Source organism: Candidatus Blochmanniella camponoti (genome assembly GCF_023585825.1).
Lineage (GTDB): Bacteria > Pseudomonadota > Gammaproteobacteria > Enterobacterales > Enterobacteriaceae > Blochmanniella > Blochmanniella camponoti.
Map to the genome: position 1 here is coordinate 717147 of NZ_CP097751.1, position 17814 is coordinate 734960.

A 17814-nucleotide genomic window follows, 5' to 3' on the forward strand; every position below is an offset into this window, starting at 1 on the left:
GATGATTCATCAATCTGCCATCATACATCCTAGTTCTATAATAGAAGAAGGAGCTATAATACACGACAACGTACATATCGGGCCATTTTGTTTTATTGGAGCGCAGGTTGAAATAGGGGCGCGAACTTTACTGAAATCTCATATTGTAATTAATGGCATTACTCAAATTGGGGAAGATAATCAAATTTATCAATTTGCTTCTCTTGGGGAAGTGAACCAAGATTTAAAATACGCAAAAGAATCTACGCGCATAGAGATTGGTCATTATAATCAGATTAGAGAAAGTGTCACTATTCATCGCGGTACTATACAAGGTAAAAAAGTTACCAAAATAGGAAATAGCAATTTATTTATGATTAACGTACATATTGCTCATGATTGTATAATAGGAGATCATTGTGTCATGGCTAACAACGTTACCTTAGGCGGGCACGTAAGAGTAGATAATCACACTATTATTGGAGGGATGACTGCGATCCATCAATTTTGTATTATTGGAGCGCATGTTATGATTGGAGGATGTTCTGGTGTAGTTCAAGATATTCCACCATTTATAATAGCCCAAGGAAATCACGCAACACCTTTTGGATTAAACATTGAAGGTTTAAAACGACGAGGTTTTAGTCGTTCCTCCGTACACGCTATTCGAGATGCTTATAAAATTTTATATCGTAGCAATAAAACTGTTGAATCAGCTAAAGCGGCTTTAAAAGCATTAGCAGCAGAACATCCAATTATCAATGAATTTGTAGATTTTTTAATACGCTCTCAACGAGGAATTATTCGTTAACAATGTCATCTATCGTCTATGCGTAATCGTACTATTATTATAGGTATAGTAGCAGGAGAAGCTTCTGGGGATATTTTAGGAGCAGGATTAATTCGTGCATTAAAAAAATACTTAAAAAAAGTATGTTTTTTTGGGATTGGTGGTCCCTGTATGCAATCTGAAGATATGAAATCTTGGTATAATATAGAAGAATTATCAGTTATGGGTTTTGCTGAAATCATTATGAAACTACCCCGACTATTATATATTCGTAGAAATTTAGTTCGTAAATTTATTAACTTAAAACCTGATGTTTTCATTGGTATCGATTCTCCAGATTTTAATATTTCATTAGAAAATTGTTTGAAAAAACGTGGAATTCGTACAATTCATTATGTTAGCCCATCAGTATGGGCATGGAGGAAAAAACGTATTTTTACACTTAAAAAAGCTACCGATAATATTTTGGTTATTTTGCCTTTTGAAAAAAAAATATACGATCACTTCAATATACCATGTCAATTTATTGGCCATTCATTAGCAGATCAAATACCACTTAATCCAAACAAAGTCTCTGCTCGTCAAAAATTAGGTATTCCTCATGACGTATATTGTTTAGCAGTATTACCAGGCAGCAGAATTAGGGAAATTAAAATGTTAGCTCATGATTTTTTAGTATGCGCTAAATTATTAAAAAATAATTTTCCTGATCTTGAAATTTTAGTGCCATTAACTAATCAAACATCTATAAAAAAATTTATTAGTGTTGCATCAACATCGGTTAAATATCGTATTCTAAGCAACCAATCAGCATGGGAAATAATGATGGCGGCAGATGTTTCTTTAGTAGCCGCTGGAACAGCAACTTTAGAATGTATGTTAGTCAAATGCCCCATGGTTGTAGCTTATCGCATGCATCCCTTAACATTCATGTTAGCCAAGCATTTTATAAATATTCCCTGGATATCACTACCTAATTTATTAGCAGGTCATGAATTGGTAAAAGAATTTATTCAAAACAACTGTCGTCCTGAAAATTTAGCACAAACATTAATTAATTTATTAAATGATGATAATAATCAACATATAGTATTGAAAAAAAAATTTAGACAATTACATTACAGCATTAGATGTAAAGCAGATGAAAAAGCAGCCCATGCGGTTTTGAGACTAATTAAATGACAACAATGTTATCTATTGTGCAAGTACAAAATAATGAAATATCAAAAACACCATCTATCAAAAAATTTAAATTAATTGCAGGAGTAGATGAATCAGGATGCGGATCATTAGTTGGGTCAGTAATAGCTGCTGCAGTGATATTGCACCCAATACAACCAATTTCTGGATTAGCTGATTCCAAGACATTAAATAAAAATAAAAGACTTAATTTATATAAAAATATTATTAAAAATGCATTAGCATGGAGTATCGGATATGCTGATGTTACAGAAATTGATCGGTTTAATATTTTAGAAGCTCGTTTATTAGCAATGAAACGAGCAGTGCACAATTTATCTGTTAAACCAGATTTAATTTTAATAGATGGAAATCGTTCTCCAGGATTTACAGAAATACCTTATCAATGTTTTAACAAAGGAGATGCTCGAATAGCGGTTATAAGCGCAGCTTCCATTATAGCTAAAGTTACTCGTGACCAAGATATGATCATATTAGATGGGCAATATCCAAAATATGGATTTGCTCAAAACAAAGGATATCCTACTTTTTTTCACTTAAAACAACTAGCGCTATACGGTCCTATATCGCATCATCGAAAAAGTTTTGCTCCTGTAAAACATGTAATTTCTGATATTAATAGGCAATTCTATGTTTAATATAATGAGATATACATTATTACTTATGAGCTTTTAAATTATGATAAAACCACGTTTTATTCACTTGCACGTACATAGCGATTACTCCATGATTGATGGATTAGCTACGGTAAATAAATTAATAACAAAAGCGGCATATCTTAAAATGCCCGCGTTAGCTCTTACTGATTTTAACAATTTATTTGGGTTTATTAAATTCTATGATGTTGCTTATAAGTCAGGAATCAAACCAATTATTGGAGCAGATTTTTTAGTACATGATCTCATCCTTGGCAACAAACCCAGCGAATTAACATGCTTGGTTACTGATAAACAGGGTTATTATCATTTAATTATGCTAATTTCAAAAGCATATAAAAACAAATGTAATAACATTGCTCTTATGATTCAACGTCATTGGCTCACAGAATATAATAAAGGTTTAATTCTACTTTCTGGAGGACGCAACGGAGATATCGGCAGATATTTATTAAGAAATGAAAAATCAAAGATAGAACAATGTTTATGTTTTTATTCCAAGTATTTTCCAAATAGATATTATTTGGAATTAATACGTACTGGTCGTCAACATGAAGAATCTTATGTACAATTAGCGATAGAATTATCAATAGCCAAAGGATTACCAGTAGTAGCTACCAACGATGTACGTTTCATTAATGAAAAAGATTTTTTAGCGCATGAGGTTCGCGTAGCGATATATGCTGGTACTACATTAAATAATGTTCAACAATTATGCAAATATAGTTCACAACAATTTATGAAAAGTGAACAAGAAATGTGTGAATTATTTTCTGATATACCAGAATCTTTAGTAAATAGTGTAGAAATTGCTTACAGATGTAATCTCACCATCGATTTAGGCGGATATTTTTTACCACAATTTCCTACTGGGTGTAGGTCTGCTAAAGATTTTCTTACTAAACACGCAAAAAAAGGATTGGAAGAACGCTTAATTTTGTTATTTCCAAAGACTAAAGAACGTCTTGTTAAGCGAAAACCGTATGATTTACGATTGAAACATGAATTACAAGTAATTAATAATATGAATTTTCCTAGTTATTTTTTAATCGTTATGGAATTTATCAAATGGGCTAAAAATAACGATATTCCAGTTGGCCCTGGAAGAGGTTCTGGCGCTAGTTCACTAGTAGCTTATGTTTTAAAAATTACAGAACTTGACCCATTACAATTCGATTTGCTGTTTGAACGTTTTCTTAATCCAGAGCGTATATCTATGCCTGATCTAGATATTGATTTTTGCATGGATCATCGTGATTTAGTAATTGAACATGTCTCTAAAACTTACGGATCAGATGCTGTATCTCAAATTATTACGTTTGGGACTATGGCAGCTAAAGCAGTGATTCGAGATGTAGGCCGTGTACTAGGGCATCCTTATGCGTTGATTAATCGTATCGCTAAATTAATTCCATTAGAATCCGGAATAACATTGCAAAAAGCGTTCTCTATCGAACCTCAACTTAAATTACTTTATGAAAACGACGAAGATATTACAGAACTCATCGATATGGCCCTGCAATTAGAAGGTATCGTAAGAAATGTAAGCAAACATGCAGGAGGAGTAGTAATTGCGCCTGTAAAAATTACCGATTTTTCTCCCTTGTATTATGATAACGACAGTATTCATCCAATGACTCAATTTGATAAAAATGATATTGAACGTATTGGTTTAATAAAATTTGATTTTCTTGGTTTGCGTACATTGACTATTATTAATCATGCATTAAAAATGATTAATAATACGCGCTTGAAACATGGTCTCACTATTGTTGATATACACTCCATATCGTTACATGACCAAAAAAGCTTCCATATACTTCAATCTTCAGAAACTACTGCGATATTTCAATTAGAATCACGCGGTATAAAAGAATTAATTAAACGTTTAAAACCAGATTGTTTTGAAGATTTGATAGCATTGATTGCGTTATTTCGTCCAGGCCCGTTACAGTCAGGTATGGTAGATAATTTCATCAATAGAAAACACGGTTATGAAACTATTTCTTATCCTGATGCTCAATGGCAGCATGAATCTTTACGTCCAGTATTGGAATCAACTTATGGAATTATTTTGTATCAAGAACAAGTTATGCAAATAGCACAAGTACTTGCAGGTTATACACTTGGACAAGCCGATATATTAAGACGTGCTATCGGTAAAAAAAAACCAGAAGATATGGCTAAACAACGCTCTTTTTTTAATTTAGGTGCTGCAAAAAATGGTATCGATAATACACTATCAATGAAGATTTTTGATCTTGTAGAAAAATTCGCCGGTTATGGTTTCAATAAATCTCATTCTGCAGCATATGCATTAATATCTTATCAAACATTATGGTTAAAAACACATTATCCTTCTGAATTTATGGCAGCAGCATTAAGTTCTGATATGGATAATTTAAATAAAGTAGTATACTTAATAGGTGAATGTCAAAAAATGAAACTTATAATTTCACCTCCAAATATTAACACTAGTCAATATCATTTTTATGTTAATGCAAATAAAGAAATTGTTTATGGATTTGGAGCTATAAAAGGAATAGGAAAAACCTCTATAGAATCTATAATAAGATCTCGTAATAAAAGTGGTAATTTTAAAGAATTATTTGACTTCTGTATTCGCATCGATGCTACAAAAATAAATCATCGTATAATTGAAAAATTAATTCTTTCCGGAGCTTGTGATTCGTTTGGAATACATCGTTCAAAATTAATGGCATCACTTAATGATGTGCTAAAACGTGCTAATCAGCATATTAAAAACAAATATAGCAAACAAACAGATATATTCGAAATGCGTTTAAATGAATCTAATACTATTGCGATATCTGATCGCAATGACAACGCACCACAATGGTCTAATCAGTTATTATTAGAAAAAGAAAAAGAAGCTCTTGGATTATATTTAACTAGTCATCCTACTATTCAATATATAAAAACAATAAAACGTTGTGTGCCTAATATCGTTAAGATAAAAGATATTATACTAGAAACAGATAATAAAATATTGCATATTTTTGGTTTAATTGTATCAATTCGAACAAAATTAAGTAAAAAAGGAAAACGTGTTGTATTTTTTATTTTAGAAGATTATTCTGGTCGATTAGAAATAATGATATTTGAAACACTGATTCATAAATATCAACATTGTTTAAAAGAAAATAATTTATTGCTTGTTACAGGCGTGATCAATATTGACAAGATACATGGTCATTACAAAATGATTGCACGGAAATTAGAAGATATCAACGACATTCATAAAAAACATACACGTAGTTTATCTATCACATTAAAGAATAAACAAGTTAACAATCAATTGCTAACCAATATTCATTTTTTTTTAGAAAAAAATAAACTTGGAACTTTACCAGTATATTTTTTTTATCAAAAAAATGGCATTCAAATCAAATTACATTGTGGGAAAAAATGGTATATTACCCTAACTGATCAGTTACTGACTAATCTACGTGGTCTTGTTGGGGATGAACAAATCAAATTAGAATTACATTAATTTAATAACAGGAATTTTATGGGTTTAAATGTTCTTGATTTTGAAAAACCTATCTTAGATTTAGAAGAAAAAATTAATTCTTTAACATCGATAGTACACGCAGATAAAAAATCAAAAAAAAATGTTAATGCAGAAATTAATCGTCTTCGTTCTAAAAGTGTTGAGCTTACCCAAAAAATATTTTCTAATTTAAATGCCTGGCAAATTGCTCAATTAGCACGACATCCTAAACGTCCATACACTTTAGATTATATAGAGCGTATATTTAATGATTTCGATGAATTATCTGGTGATCGAGTATACGCTGATGACAAAGCTATTGTAGGCGGCATAGCAAGACTCAATTCCCGACCAGTCATGATCATTGGGCATCAGAAAGGTCGTGACACTAAAGAAAAAATTAAACGAAATTTTGGTATGTCCGCGCCAGAAGGGTACCGAAAAGCATTACGTCTGATGAAAATGGCAGAACGATTCAAAATACCACTGATTACTTTTATAGATACTCCAGGTGCTTATCCTGGAGTGGGCGCAGAAAAACGTGGACAATCTGCAGCAATCGCTAAAAATTTACGTACAATGTCAATATTAAAAATACCGATTATATGTACCGTAATTGGAGAAGGGGGTTCCGGAGGGGCTTTAGCTATCAGCGTTGGCGATAAAGTTAATATGTTAGAATATAGTACATATTCTGTAATTTCTCCAGAAGGATGTGCATCCATTTTATGGAAAAATGTTAAAAAAGCTCCTATAGCTGCCGAAGCAATGGGTATTACTGCTTATCGATTGAAAGAACTAAATCTAATTGATAGTGTGATTTCTGAACCATTAGGCGGAGCACATAGAGATATATTAACTACATCTATTTCATTAAAAACTCAATTATTATTAGATTTGACCGAATTAGATTCTTTTGATGAAAAAGAATTGTTAAATCGACGATATCACAGATTAATGCATTATGGATATTGTTAATCTTGAATTAATATATATATATTACTTTTTTAAAATAATTAATTTAGTATATAAATACTGTAAATTCATTAATAATATATTAAATATTAATATAATCATTTTTATTTAATATTTAGATCGTCATGACTTTATATTTACTACATTAGTAAAAATATGATCACAATCAATACATCTTCAGAAAATTGGGATTTATATTACAAAGTAACGCATTGTCTTGCTGGACATACAAGATTACTATTATCTTATAGTGGAGGACTGGATTCTACAGTACTTCTAGATATCTTAACAAGATTAAAAAATAGTTCTGATCATTTCACATCATCTCCATTCATTTTGCGTGCAATCTATGTACATCATGGTATCAGTAATTATGCAGATAAATGGGCTAGTCATTGCTCTAATCAATGTAAAATACGGGGTATACCTTTTTCAGTCATTCATATCAATTGCTACAACGCAGAAAATAAACAACGCAATATAGAAGCATTAGCACGAAATCTTCGTTATAAAAAATTGTACAATCATTTAAATTCAAAAGAAATACTTTTGACCGCGCATCACATGAATGATCAAGTAGAAAGTTTGTTCCTTGCACTAAAGAGAGGGAGTGGCCCATCTGGACTATCTGGAATGAGTAAAAATACATTATATGCTAATAAATACAGGTTATTAAGACCTTTATTGGATTGCTCTCGTGAACAATTAGAAATGTATGCTTATAAAAAAAAACTTGCCTGGATAGAAGACGATACGAATACGGATACACGTTTTGATCGTAATTTTTTGCGTATAAAAATTTTGCCATCAATATATCGACGTTGGCCTTGTTTTAATCAAGTAGTTGCGCGTACCGCGCAACTATGCAGAGATCAAGAGAATTTATTAAATGAATTGTTGTCAGAATCTTTTCAAAAATTAATTGATGAATCAGATGGTTCTTTGCTATTTATCCCGTTATTCCAATATAGCATACCAAAAAGACAAGCTTTACTACGTCGTTGGCTATCGCATTTTTCTATGAAGATGCCTTCTTATCAACTTATAAATCGTATTTGGAAAGAAGTAGTATTAAGCCGGAGAGATGCAACCCCAATACTACAATTAGATAAATATCTATGTCGTCGTTTCCGTGAAAAGTTGTATATTTTACCTGTAAATATGAGATGTTCTTTAAATAGAATTGAATTATCATGGAACATCATACATAATATATTTATACTACCATATAATTTAGGTAAATTAATATATCAACCATTAAGTATCAATGAACATATACCTAAAAATGCATTTAATCCGCATTTAAACATAAATTTTTCATTAAATATGTCTCATGATGTTTTTGAAAAATCTAAAAAAATTTTAACGCATTGTTTTGTGCGAGCCCCAAAATCTGATGAAAAAATATCAATCATTTTTGGAAATATAGATGGGTTATTATATATCTTAGGAAGAAATCATGGTCGACATTTAAAAAAAATTTGGCAGGAATTAGGTGTACCTCCATGGCTAAGAAGCCGTATTCCTTTGCTTTTTTATAATAAAACATTAATTACTGCTATAGGAGTATTCATTACTCACAATGGCAAGATTACAAGTAAAGAGAATACATCATGGCAAATATCTTGGTTACAAGATATTTTATCTTATAAAATTTTTAAAAATAGCGTTCGTTATCATTTAAAATGATTTTTCATATCTATTAACTAATTACATAAAATAATTAGTCCTAAAACTATAAGATTAGAAATTGGTTTATTTTTAATAATAAAAGTTATTTGATATAACTTCAATCAAAATAATTATTGCATATATATTCTTTGAATATCACTAAAATTTTTTAATCTTAATATCAACACTATTTTATCAATCAAAATTGATTAAAAATCTCATGAAGAAACAATTTTTTCAATCAAATAACGTATTAACATTTCGAGTTTAATTTTTTTTATTTCATTTTTTTTACGATATTTATATTCTACTTCTTGATTAGCTAAACTACGATCACTAATAATCAGAATATGTGGTATTCCGATCAAATCTATATCAGAAAACATTGTACCTGGGTATTCTTTACGATCATCAATTAATATATCTATTCCTATAGCAGATAATAGTTGTGTATAAATTTTTTCTGCAATACTTCTTACATTAACAGAACGATACATATCAATCGGTATGATCGCTAATTTGAATGGCGCGATTACATCCGGCCATAAAATACCATTTTTATCATAATTTTGTTCAATAATCACAGCAATAATACGAGTAATTCCGATACCATAACAACCCATTTCCATTGAAAAATTATGTTTACGCTCATTATTTTTTTGTGAATAATTAGTATTCAAGTTTAAGTATTTTTGTCCTAATTGAAATATGTGTCCTATTTCAATACAGTTATGAATGGATAAGATATTTTTTTTATTAGTATATGAATTATGATGCAATACTTCATGTAAATCCGCTACTTTTGAAAATAGCATATCGCGATTCCAATTAACTCCAAAAAAATATTTGCCGCTCATGTTAGATCCGGCGACAAAATCATTCATTTTTGCTACAGTATAATCTACAATCAGTGGTATAGACAAATTAATAGGTCCCAACAGATTGGGCTGTGCTCCAGTAATAATTTGGATTTCTTCTGGTTCGATACAAGATAAAGGGGTATGTATTTGTGGAATCATCGCAATTTTTTTTAAACTAATTTGATGATCAGCTCGAATGACTAATCCTAACAAAGAATAATCATTATTGATATGTTTATTTTTAGCGCGTACAATTATTGTTTTTACAACTTGATGTATAGATAAATTAAACTGATTAATTAGTTCTTCTACAGAACTAATATGAGGAGCTGCTATTAATTGCATTGTTTCTACGGCCGTTTTTGGTTGTATTTTGATAGGAATCACATCATTCAATAACTGGCAGTCAATTAAATTATTCTCAGGTATCATAGGAACCGCGATACTATCTTCACCATTTTCAGAATATGCTTGAAACTCATGAGACAATATTCCCCCGATTCTACCAGGTTCAGCTTGAACAACACAAAAATTTAGGCCAATACGATTAAAAATAGTGTGATATGTTTGATACATATCATTATATGTGTTCTGAAGAGATTTCTGATTGATATGAAAAGAATATCCATCTTTCATAATGAATTCTCTAGCACGTATTACTCCAGATCGAGGACGGGCTTCATCACGGTATTTAGTATGAATTTGATACACAATTAATGGAAACTGTTTATAAAGCATTGTTTCTTTACAAATAATTTCTGACACCATTTCTTCATGAGTTGGGCCTAATACAAATTCCTGATTATTACGATTTTTAAAACGCAATAATTCTGTGCCGTATCCTGTCCAACGACCACTTTTTTTCCATAATCTCGCAGGTTGAACTATCGGCATAGCTATTTCAATAGCACCAATTTTACTCATTTCTTCTCGAATAATATTTTCTATTTTCCGTAACACACGTAATCCAGTGGGTAACCAAGTATAAAGACCAGATGACACTTGACGAATTAAGCCAGCTCGTAACATTAGTTGATGGCTAATTGCTTTGCAATTTTTAGGCACCTCTTTAAGAGTAGCTAATAAATATTGACTGGTACGCATTATTTTTGCCTGATATGAAAAAGTTTATTAGTAATAATAAAAGTAATAATAATCGTTGTTTAAGTATATTTATAATTAAAGAATTAAATTTTTTGATTTAATACCACACTATTATAAGTACACATTTAGTATTTTTTATAAAACAATACAGTTATATATTCTAATGTGGTCTTTGTATAAATATAATATTGTTCAATAAATTTTTTATTTTATAGAAGATATCGATATTCTGATAACAATAATATATGTTACAATAATATTGTTTTGCATTTGGCACAAAACCAATGATTGTATGCTATTATATATAATATTAATTTTTATTGTTAATATTATTTAAAAAATAAACACTTACAATTATAACAATAAATATAAGGCTAATCGTGAATAATGCTATATTTATAGACCGAGATGGCACTATTAATATTGATAAAAACTATGTGCATAATATTGATAATTTTTTTTTCATTGATAATGTCATAGATGCAATGGCAACTTTGAAAGAAATGAATTTCTTTTTAATCATAGTTACCAATCAATCTGGAATAGCACGAGGTTTATTTACTCAAAATGACTTCTTATTGCTGACAAAATGGATGATTTCTTATTTAGGGATATATTACCATGTGTATATAGATGCTATTTATTTTTGTCCGCATCATACACAAGGAATAGTGAAAAAATTTCAACGAACTTGTTTGTGTCGCAAACCTAACCCGGGAATGTTATTGGCTGCAAAAAAACGTTTTAACATTAACATGACTACTTCTTACATGGTAGGAGATAGTGAAAATGATATGTTAGCAGGCCAATTAGCAGGCATTGGAACTAAAGTGCTAGTATGTAGCGGTAAAAAAATAACAAAAAAAACTAAAAAAACAGCAAACTGGATTATAGAAAGTTTAGCATTTTTACCAAATATAATTAGAATACATGATTACACAAAATATACAAATGCTTTGTAATTTATACTATTAATTTAATAAAATAAATAGTATAAATTACATGTTATAATTTCTCTGTTTGAGAATATATGCTGCACTCTTAATTAAAGATCAACAATCACCTTTATATGAAAATACATATGTTTTATTTTCTAATTATTTAGGTGTTAAGTTTATTTTCTAAATAATGAATATTAATTTCATTACCTTTTTGAAAGGTCTCATCGGTTACAATTTTTAATTGTAACTCAATATTGGTATTTATTCCATCAATAATTAACTCTGATAACGCATTTTTCATACGAGCAATAGCTATATCACGTGTTTCCCCAAAGCAAATTAATTTTCCTATCATTGCATCATAATAAGGCGGCACCGAGTAGCCAGAATAAATATGAGACTCCCAACGCACACCTAATCCTCCAGGAGCGTGGAACCTAGTAATACACCCTGAACTAGGTATAAAGTTATGAGGATCTTCAGCATTAATGCGGCATTCTATAGCATGTCCTTCAGATTTAACTGAATCTTGTGTAATGTCTAACGTATATCCAGAAGCAATTCTTAACTGCTCTCTAATGAGATCTATCCCGGTAATCATTTCTGTAATCGGATGTTCCACTTGGATACGAGTATTCATTTCAATGAAAAAGAATTCATTATTCTCATATAAAAATTCAAATGTACCTACCCCACGATATCCAATTTTGTAACAAACCTTTACACAACTCTCTCCTATATATTTCCGCATTGCAGAGCTAATACCTAACGCAGGACTCTCTTCTACTATCTTTTGATGTTTTCTTTGTACAGAACAATCACGTTCTGTCAAATAAATTATATTGCCTTTTCCATCAGATAATACTTGTATTTCTATATGCCTAGGATGTGCCAAGTATTGTTCTGCATAAATAGTATCATTATTAAACGTGTTTTTTGCTTCTGCTCGTATCATGCGTATAGCATCTTGTAAATCTGATTCTTTTTTAACTACACACATGCCACGTCCTCCTCCTCCATGAGCAGATTTTATGATAATTGGATAATTAATGTGTAAATTTTGATATGAAAAATTACAAATTTTGTTATTTATGTTTTTATTCAGTTCATAATCCCAACCGGGAACAGTCATTATTCCTGATTCTTTCATAATAGCTATAGCAGATATTTTATTTCCCATTAAACGAATAGTTTCTGAACGTGGCCCAATAAAAACAAAACCGGAACGTTCAACTTGTTCTGCAAAGTCAGCGTTTTCTGATAAAAATCCATAACCAGGATGAATTCCTGATGATCCAGTAATTTCTGCAGCTGAAATAATAGCTGGAATATTTAAATAACTATGTATTGCAGGAGGAGGTCCTATACAAACAGTTTCATCGGCCAACAACACGTGTTTCAAATCACGATCTATAGTTGAATGCACAGCCACTGTTTTTATCCCTAATTCTTTACATGCACGCAAAATGCGCAACGCTATTTCTCCTCTATTTGCAATGACAATTTTTTCTAACATGTTGTTCTCGTTATTCGATGATAAGTAATGGCTCATTAAATTCGACTGGTTGACCGTTATCAATCAAAATTGCTTTAACTACACCTGATTTATCTGATTGAATTTGATTCATCACTTTCATAGCTTCAACAATACATAAAGTATCCCCAACCTCAACCGTTTGACCTATTGATACAAATGGATTAGAATCTGAACTAGAAGCAATGTAAAAGATGCCTACCATTGGAGAACGTATAACATGTCCATTATCTATTAATTTAACATTTTCATAATGTGTTTCTGTATTTGAAATAGAGACTGGTGTTTCCGATTCTTTTGTCGTAGGCAACCGCGTTGAGTTAGACGATGTTTTAGATGTAGAACGAGTAATACGTACTATTTTATTTCCTTCAGAAATTTCTAACTTAGATATATTTGATTCTTCAATCAATGTAATTAATTTTTTTATTTTACGAATATCCATAACAAAACCTTGTATATCTATTACTCATTAATCTTTTTGGATAAATATTTATATGCCATATGTAAAGCACAATGATATCCGTATACTCCAAATCCACAAATAACACCAAGCGCGATATCAGACAAATACGAACGATATCGAAATTTTTCTCGGATATATATATTAGAAAGATGAATTTCGATAAAAGCAATATTCACGGATAAAAATGCATCTCGCAACGCTATGCTAGTATGAGTAAAAGCTGCGGGGTTAATTATGATGAAATTCGCATTTTTGTAACTTTTATGTATACATGCAATCAATTCATGTTCTGCATTGGATTGAAAGTGATCCATATGCATACCTAAAGATTCAGAGGTTTTATACAAATTTGCCACAACATCAGATAAAGCCTCACATCCATATATATGTGGTTCACGTGTGCCTAATAAATTTAAATTAGGTCCATTTATCAATAAAATACGAAATGTATTTTCCATGATATTTAAATATCCTCATCAATATAACATATAGTATAGAATTGTAACTCATGCATATCATTATTATTTAATATTTAACGAGTGTTTGCCTATATATTATGAACAAGAAAAAATTTCTTGTTCATAATATATTTTATAGAAAAATCATCATAATTACATAATGTATGTATTTAACTATTTTATAGTTAAAGACTAACGACACTAATATTACATGACTGTATGTACATTTTAACTTTTTATTAATCAAAATAACTATTATGCGCAATATTAACGTAATAAACAATTTCTTTTTTAATGCCATTATTATAATATTGAACTACAATTTTTTCAATAAAACAGGTAGTCGTAATCTTTCTATACTAATAGAAAGTATCTAAAATAATATTATTATTATGGTATACTATGTATACTATACATAGTATACATAGTATATATTTGTAATATATATAATTATATTCGTCATGTAATACGTTTATATTATGTATAATAATATAAACATTTTTATGTAGTTAATATCTTAATTTTTATATTAAATAAATACAAAATATTAAATAATATGTAATGTTTTAAACACAATAATTTAAAATACGTTCAGTGATATTGCGTAATCATTTTATTTTATTGTTTTTCGAGAGGATTTAATGAAGAATGAATAATTTAAAGAAAAATTATAATACTATTCTAGATTATTATGTTTAAAAAATTCCGTGGTATATTTTCTAGCGATCTGTCTATTGATCTTGGAACTGCCAATACTTTAATTTATTTAAAAGGACAAGGTATCGTTTTAAACGAACCTTCTGTTGTAGCCATTAGACAGGATCGAGGAGGAATGCCCAAAAGCGTAGCTGCTGTAGGATATGCAGCGAAACAGATGCTAGGACGTACCCCCGGAAACATTGCGGCTATTCGTCCCATGAAAGACGGAGTAATCGCTGACTTTTTTATTACTGAAAAAATGTTGCAACATTTTATCAAACAAGTTCACAGTAATAGTTTCATGAAACCAAGTCCTAGAGTATTAGTGTGTGTTCCGGTAGGTGCTACGCAAGTTGAACGTAGAGCTATACGTGAATCTGCGCAAGGAGCAGGCGCACGTGAAGTTTTTTTAATAGAAGAACCTATGGCAGCAGCTATTGGAGCGGGTTTACCAGTATCAGAAGCTACTGGTTCAATGGTAGTAGATATTGGAGGCGGCACCACCGAAGTCGCAGTAATTTCACTTAATGGAGTAGTGTATTCATCATCCGTTAGGATTGGAGGAGACCGTTTTGATGAAGCTATTATTAGTTATGTAAGACGCCATTATGGTTCTTTGATTGGAGAGGTAACTTCAGAAAGAATAAAACATACCATAGGTTCTGCATATTTAGATGATGAACTTCGTGAAATAAAAGTGCGTGGACGAAATTTAGCAGAAGGAATACCACGGAGTTTCGTATTAAACAATAATGAAATTTTAGAAGCATTACAGGAACCGTTAACTGGTATCGTCAGCGCAGTTATGGCGGCACTAGAGCAATGTCCACCAGAATTAGCATCTGATATCTCTGAATATGGAATGGTGTTAACTGGGGGAGGAGCATTATTAAAAAATATCGATCGTTTATTAATAAAAGAAACTAGCATTCCTGTAGTAATCGCAGAGGATCCGCTGACTTGTGTTGCACGAGGTGGTGGTAAGGCGCTTGATATGATTGATGTACACGGTCGAGATTTATTTAGTGAAGAATAATTTAAGTGCTATAAAATAATTTTTATAATTTTAAGTTGATAAAATCATATAAATTAAAATGAGTTCCTTTTGTAATATATATTAATTAATATTTTTAAACTCAAGGTATCTTTCCATGTATAGCGCTATAAGTAATAAATTTCCTTATTTAGAATTACGTTTGTTTTTGGCAATAATAATGTCTGTTATTATTATGATTGCTGATGGAAAATTAAATATGTTTTTAAAATTAAGAAGTTACATAGATAATTCTGTTTATTTGTTTTATTATTTATGCGATAAGTCGCGTAATATATACGATTATACTACAAAAGTGTTCGAAGGGTATAATGAATTAATATTGGAAAATAATACATTGCGTCAAGAGTTATTTTTAAAAAACAGTGAATTATTATTAATAGATCAGTATAAACGTGAAAATTGCAAGTTACATGAATTACTTAATTCTCCTTTGTGTTACGACAAACGAAAAATAATTGCTAGAATTCTTTTTGTTAACGCAGATTCATACGGTAACAAAGTTACAATAAATCAAGGAAAGAATAATAATATCTACATTGGTCAACCAGTTATTACTGATGCAGGAATAATTGGACAAGTCATTTCTACCAGTACACTTAGTAGCCGTGTCATGTTAATTTGCGATCCTGAACATGCTTTACCGGTACAAATAAAGCGTAATAATATGCGTTTTATTTTAATGGGCTGTGGGTATGGTGCAGATTTGCGTGCAGAATATCCAGGATATCTGGATGTGTGTGTTGGTGATATGTTAATAACATCTGGATTAGATGGTCGTTTCCCGGAAGGATATCCAGTAGCAATAGTGTCTAATATAATAGTAGATTCAGAACAAGATTCAACTATCATTCAAGCACATCCAACGGTTAAATTACAATCTTTATGTTATGCAATATTAATTTGGGAATAGTTCTGAAAATTAATATTCATGTTTATTTATTAAATCTATTATTAACAATAATAATATATATATAAATATGTTATTAAATATAATTATATTTACAATATAAATAACTTGAAAAAATGCGCAATAAATTCAACAATTATAAATTGTGGGTAGTATACAGTTCCTTTATAATTGCAATTTTTTTACAAATTATTCCATTTTATCCTCGAATATGGAATGTGCATCCGTCCTGGACAATGATATTGTTAATTCGTTGGATTACGATACTTCCAAATCAGGTAAACATTGGTACTGGATTTACTTTAGGATTAATAATCGATACTATACTAGGCTCTACTTTAGGAATGCACTCTTTGTCTTTAAGTATACTTGCCTATTTAGTAAGCCGAAACATTTATTTTTTTAGATACATGCCTATTTGGCAACAATCTTTTATTATTATATTTTTTTCGTTCATTAATCAAAGTATTGTATTTTTAATAAAATCTTTGATAACCAAAGTTTTATGTACACCAGAAATGTTTTGGAACTGCCTATTAGATGGCGGAACATGGCCATTTTTAGTTCTTTTAATACGTAAAATTCATCGAAACTAATCAATAATTGATGATTTTTAAAATACTAATAGTAATAATTAACATCGAATAATTATTTCAGTTGAATAAATATAAATGTGTATAAACTTATAAAAAATTAAAATTACTATCAACAATACTATTTAAGTAATGTCATAAAAATGTTAAATAGAAACTAAACATCGTATTTTTGCTATAAAAAGAGAATCACTACAGTAAAATAAATATAAATCTTTAATTGATTTAACGAATTATAAGCGCTATCTTACTAAGATCATGTAATTAAAAATATATATATGTGTATGCACGTGCGTAAAAAATAATAAAACTGATAAAGTATTTAATTTAGTATAAGTATACTGAAAAATCAGTATGTTTTTAATGATTTGAAAGTATTTCAAACTAAAATAAAACGAGAATATTATAAC

Annotated in this window: 14 protein-coding genes; 10 read left to right on the forward strand and 4 right to left on the reverse strand. The window is 30.1% G+C overall.

Annotated elements, in window-relative coordinates:
* The first annotated feature begins 1 nt into the window (after window position 1).
* The 6 genes from lpxA (at window position 2) to tilS (ending at window position 8803) form a co-directional block, all read left to right on the forward strand.
* Entirely contained in the window at window positions 2–790 is a 789-nt protein-coding gene (gene lpxA, locus M9394_RS03035) for an acyl-ACP--UDP-N-acetylglucosamine O-acyltransferase (RefSeq protein ID WP_250249959.1), read from the forward strand.
* A gap of 18 nt (window positions 791–808) precedes the next feature.
* A complete protein-coding gene (gene lpxB, locus M9394_RS03040; RefSeq protein WP_250248160.1) occupies window positions 809–1951 on the forward strand; it encodes a lipid-A-disaccharide synthase in 1143 nt (380 codons plus the stop codon).
* Entirely contained in the window at window positions 1948–2607 is a 660-nt protein-coding gene (gene rnhB, locus M9394_RS03045) for a ribonuclease HII (RefSeq protein WP_250249960.1), read from the forward strand. The genes lpxB and rnhB overlap by 4 nt, the downstream gene beginning before the upstream one ends.
* Before the next feature lie 40 nt (window positions 2608–2647).
* Window positions 2648–6139 carry a DNA polymerase III subunit alpha gene (gene dnaE / locus M9394_RS03050; RefSeq protein WP_250249962.1) on the forward strand — a complete coding sequence of 1164 codons (3492 nt, stop codon included), beginning with the start codon at window positions 2648–2650 and terminating at the stop codon, window positions 6137–6139.
* A gap of 18 nt (window positions 6140–6157) precedes the next feature.
* Window positions 6158–7117, forward strand: coding sequence for an acetyl-CoA carboxylase carboxyl transferase subunit alpha (gene accA, locus M9394_RS03055; protein ID WP_250246854.1), 960 nt, complete (start codon window positions 6158–6160; stop codon window positions 7115–7117).
* Window positions 7118–7270: 153 nt separating this feature from the next.
* Entirely contained in the window at window positions 7271–8803 is a 1533-nt protein-coding gene (tilS, locus tag M9394_RS03060; RefSeq protein WP_250249964.1) for a tRNA lysidine(34) synthetase TilS, read from the forward strand.
* 200 nt (window positions 8804–9003) lie between these two features.
* On the opposite strand, the gene M9394_RS03065 is transcribed toward tilS, so the two are convergent.
* The gene (locus tag M9394_RS03065) at window positions 9004–10749 is read right to left on the reverse strand and encodes a proline--tRNA ligase (RefSeq protein WP_250249966.1); all 1746 of its coding nucleotides are present in this window, start codon (window positions 10747–10749) and stop codon (window positions 9004–9006) included.
* Window positions 10750–11129: 380 nt separating this feature from the next.
* Between M9394_RS03065 and gmhB the strand changes: the two genes are divergently transcribed.
* A complete protein-coding gene (gmhB, locus tag M9394_RS03070) occupies window positions 11130–11711 on the forward strand; it encodes a D-glycero-beta-D-manno-heptose 1,7-bisphosphate 7-phosphatase (RefSeq protein WP_250246851.1) in 582 nt (193 codons plus the stop codon).
* A 139-nt stretch (window positions 11712–11850) separates the two neighbouring features.
* Here the strand turns inward: gmhB and accC are convergent, their stop codons facing one another.
* The 3 genes from accC to aroQ are packed head-to-tail and all read right to left on the reverse strand — an operon-like array spanning window position 11851 to window position 14148.
* Window positions 11851–13206, reverse strand: a complete 1356-nt coding sequence (gene accC / locus M9394_RS03075) for an acetyl-CoA carboxylase biotin carboxylase subunit (RefSeq protein ID WP_250247553.1) — start codon at window positions 13204–13206, stop codon at window positions 11851–11853.
* Window positions 13207–13216: 10 nt separating this feature from the next.
* On the reverse strand, window positions 13217–13669 hold the full coding sequence (gene accB / locus M9394_RS03080; protein ID WP_250249967.1) for an acetyl-CoA carboxylase biotin carboxyl carrier protein: 453 nt from the start codon (window positions 13667–13669) through the stop codon (window positions 13217–13219).
* A gap of 20 nt (window positions 13670–13689) precedes the next feature.
* Window positions 13690–14148, reverse strand: a complete 459-nt coding sequence (gene aroQ / locus M9394_RS03085; protein WP_250246849.1) for a type II 3-dehydroquinate dehydratase — start codon at window positions 14146–14148, stop codon at window positions 13690–13692.
* 691 nt (window positions 14149–14839) lie between these two features.
* Between aroQ and M9394_RS03090 the strand changes: the two genes are divergently transcribed.
* The 3 genes from M9394_RS03090 to mreD all read left to right on the forward strand — a co-directional run bounded on the left by M9394_RS03090 (window position 14840) and on the right by mreD (window position 17407).
* Entirely contained in the window at window positions 14840–15883 is a 1044-nt protein-coding gene (locus tag M9394_RS03090; protein WP_250231173.1) for a rod shape-determining protein, read from the forward strand.
* Between the two features lie 115 nt (window positions 15884–15998).
* Window positions 15999–16814: a rod shape-determining protein MreC gene (gene mreC, locus M9394_RS03095; RefSeq protein ID WP_250249969.1), complete on the forward strand. Its 816-nt coding sequence runs from the start codon at window positions 15999–16001 to the stop codon at window positions 16812–16814.
* A gap of 113 nt (window positions 16815–16927) precedes the next feature.
* The gene (gene mreD / locus M9394_RS03100; RefSeq protein ID WP_250249970.1) at window positions 16928–17407 is read left to right on the forward strand and encodes a rod shape-determining protein MreD; all 480 of its coding nucleotides are present in this window, start codon (window positions 16928–16930) and stop codon (window positions 17405–17407) included.
* Window positions 17408–17814: the final 407 nt, after the last annotated feature.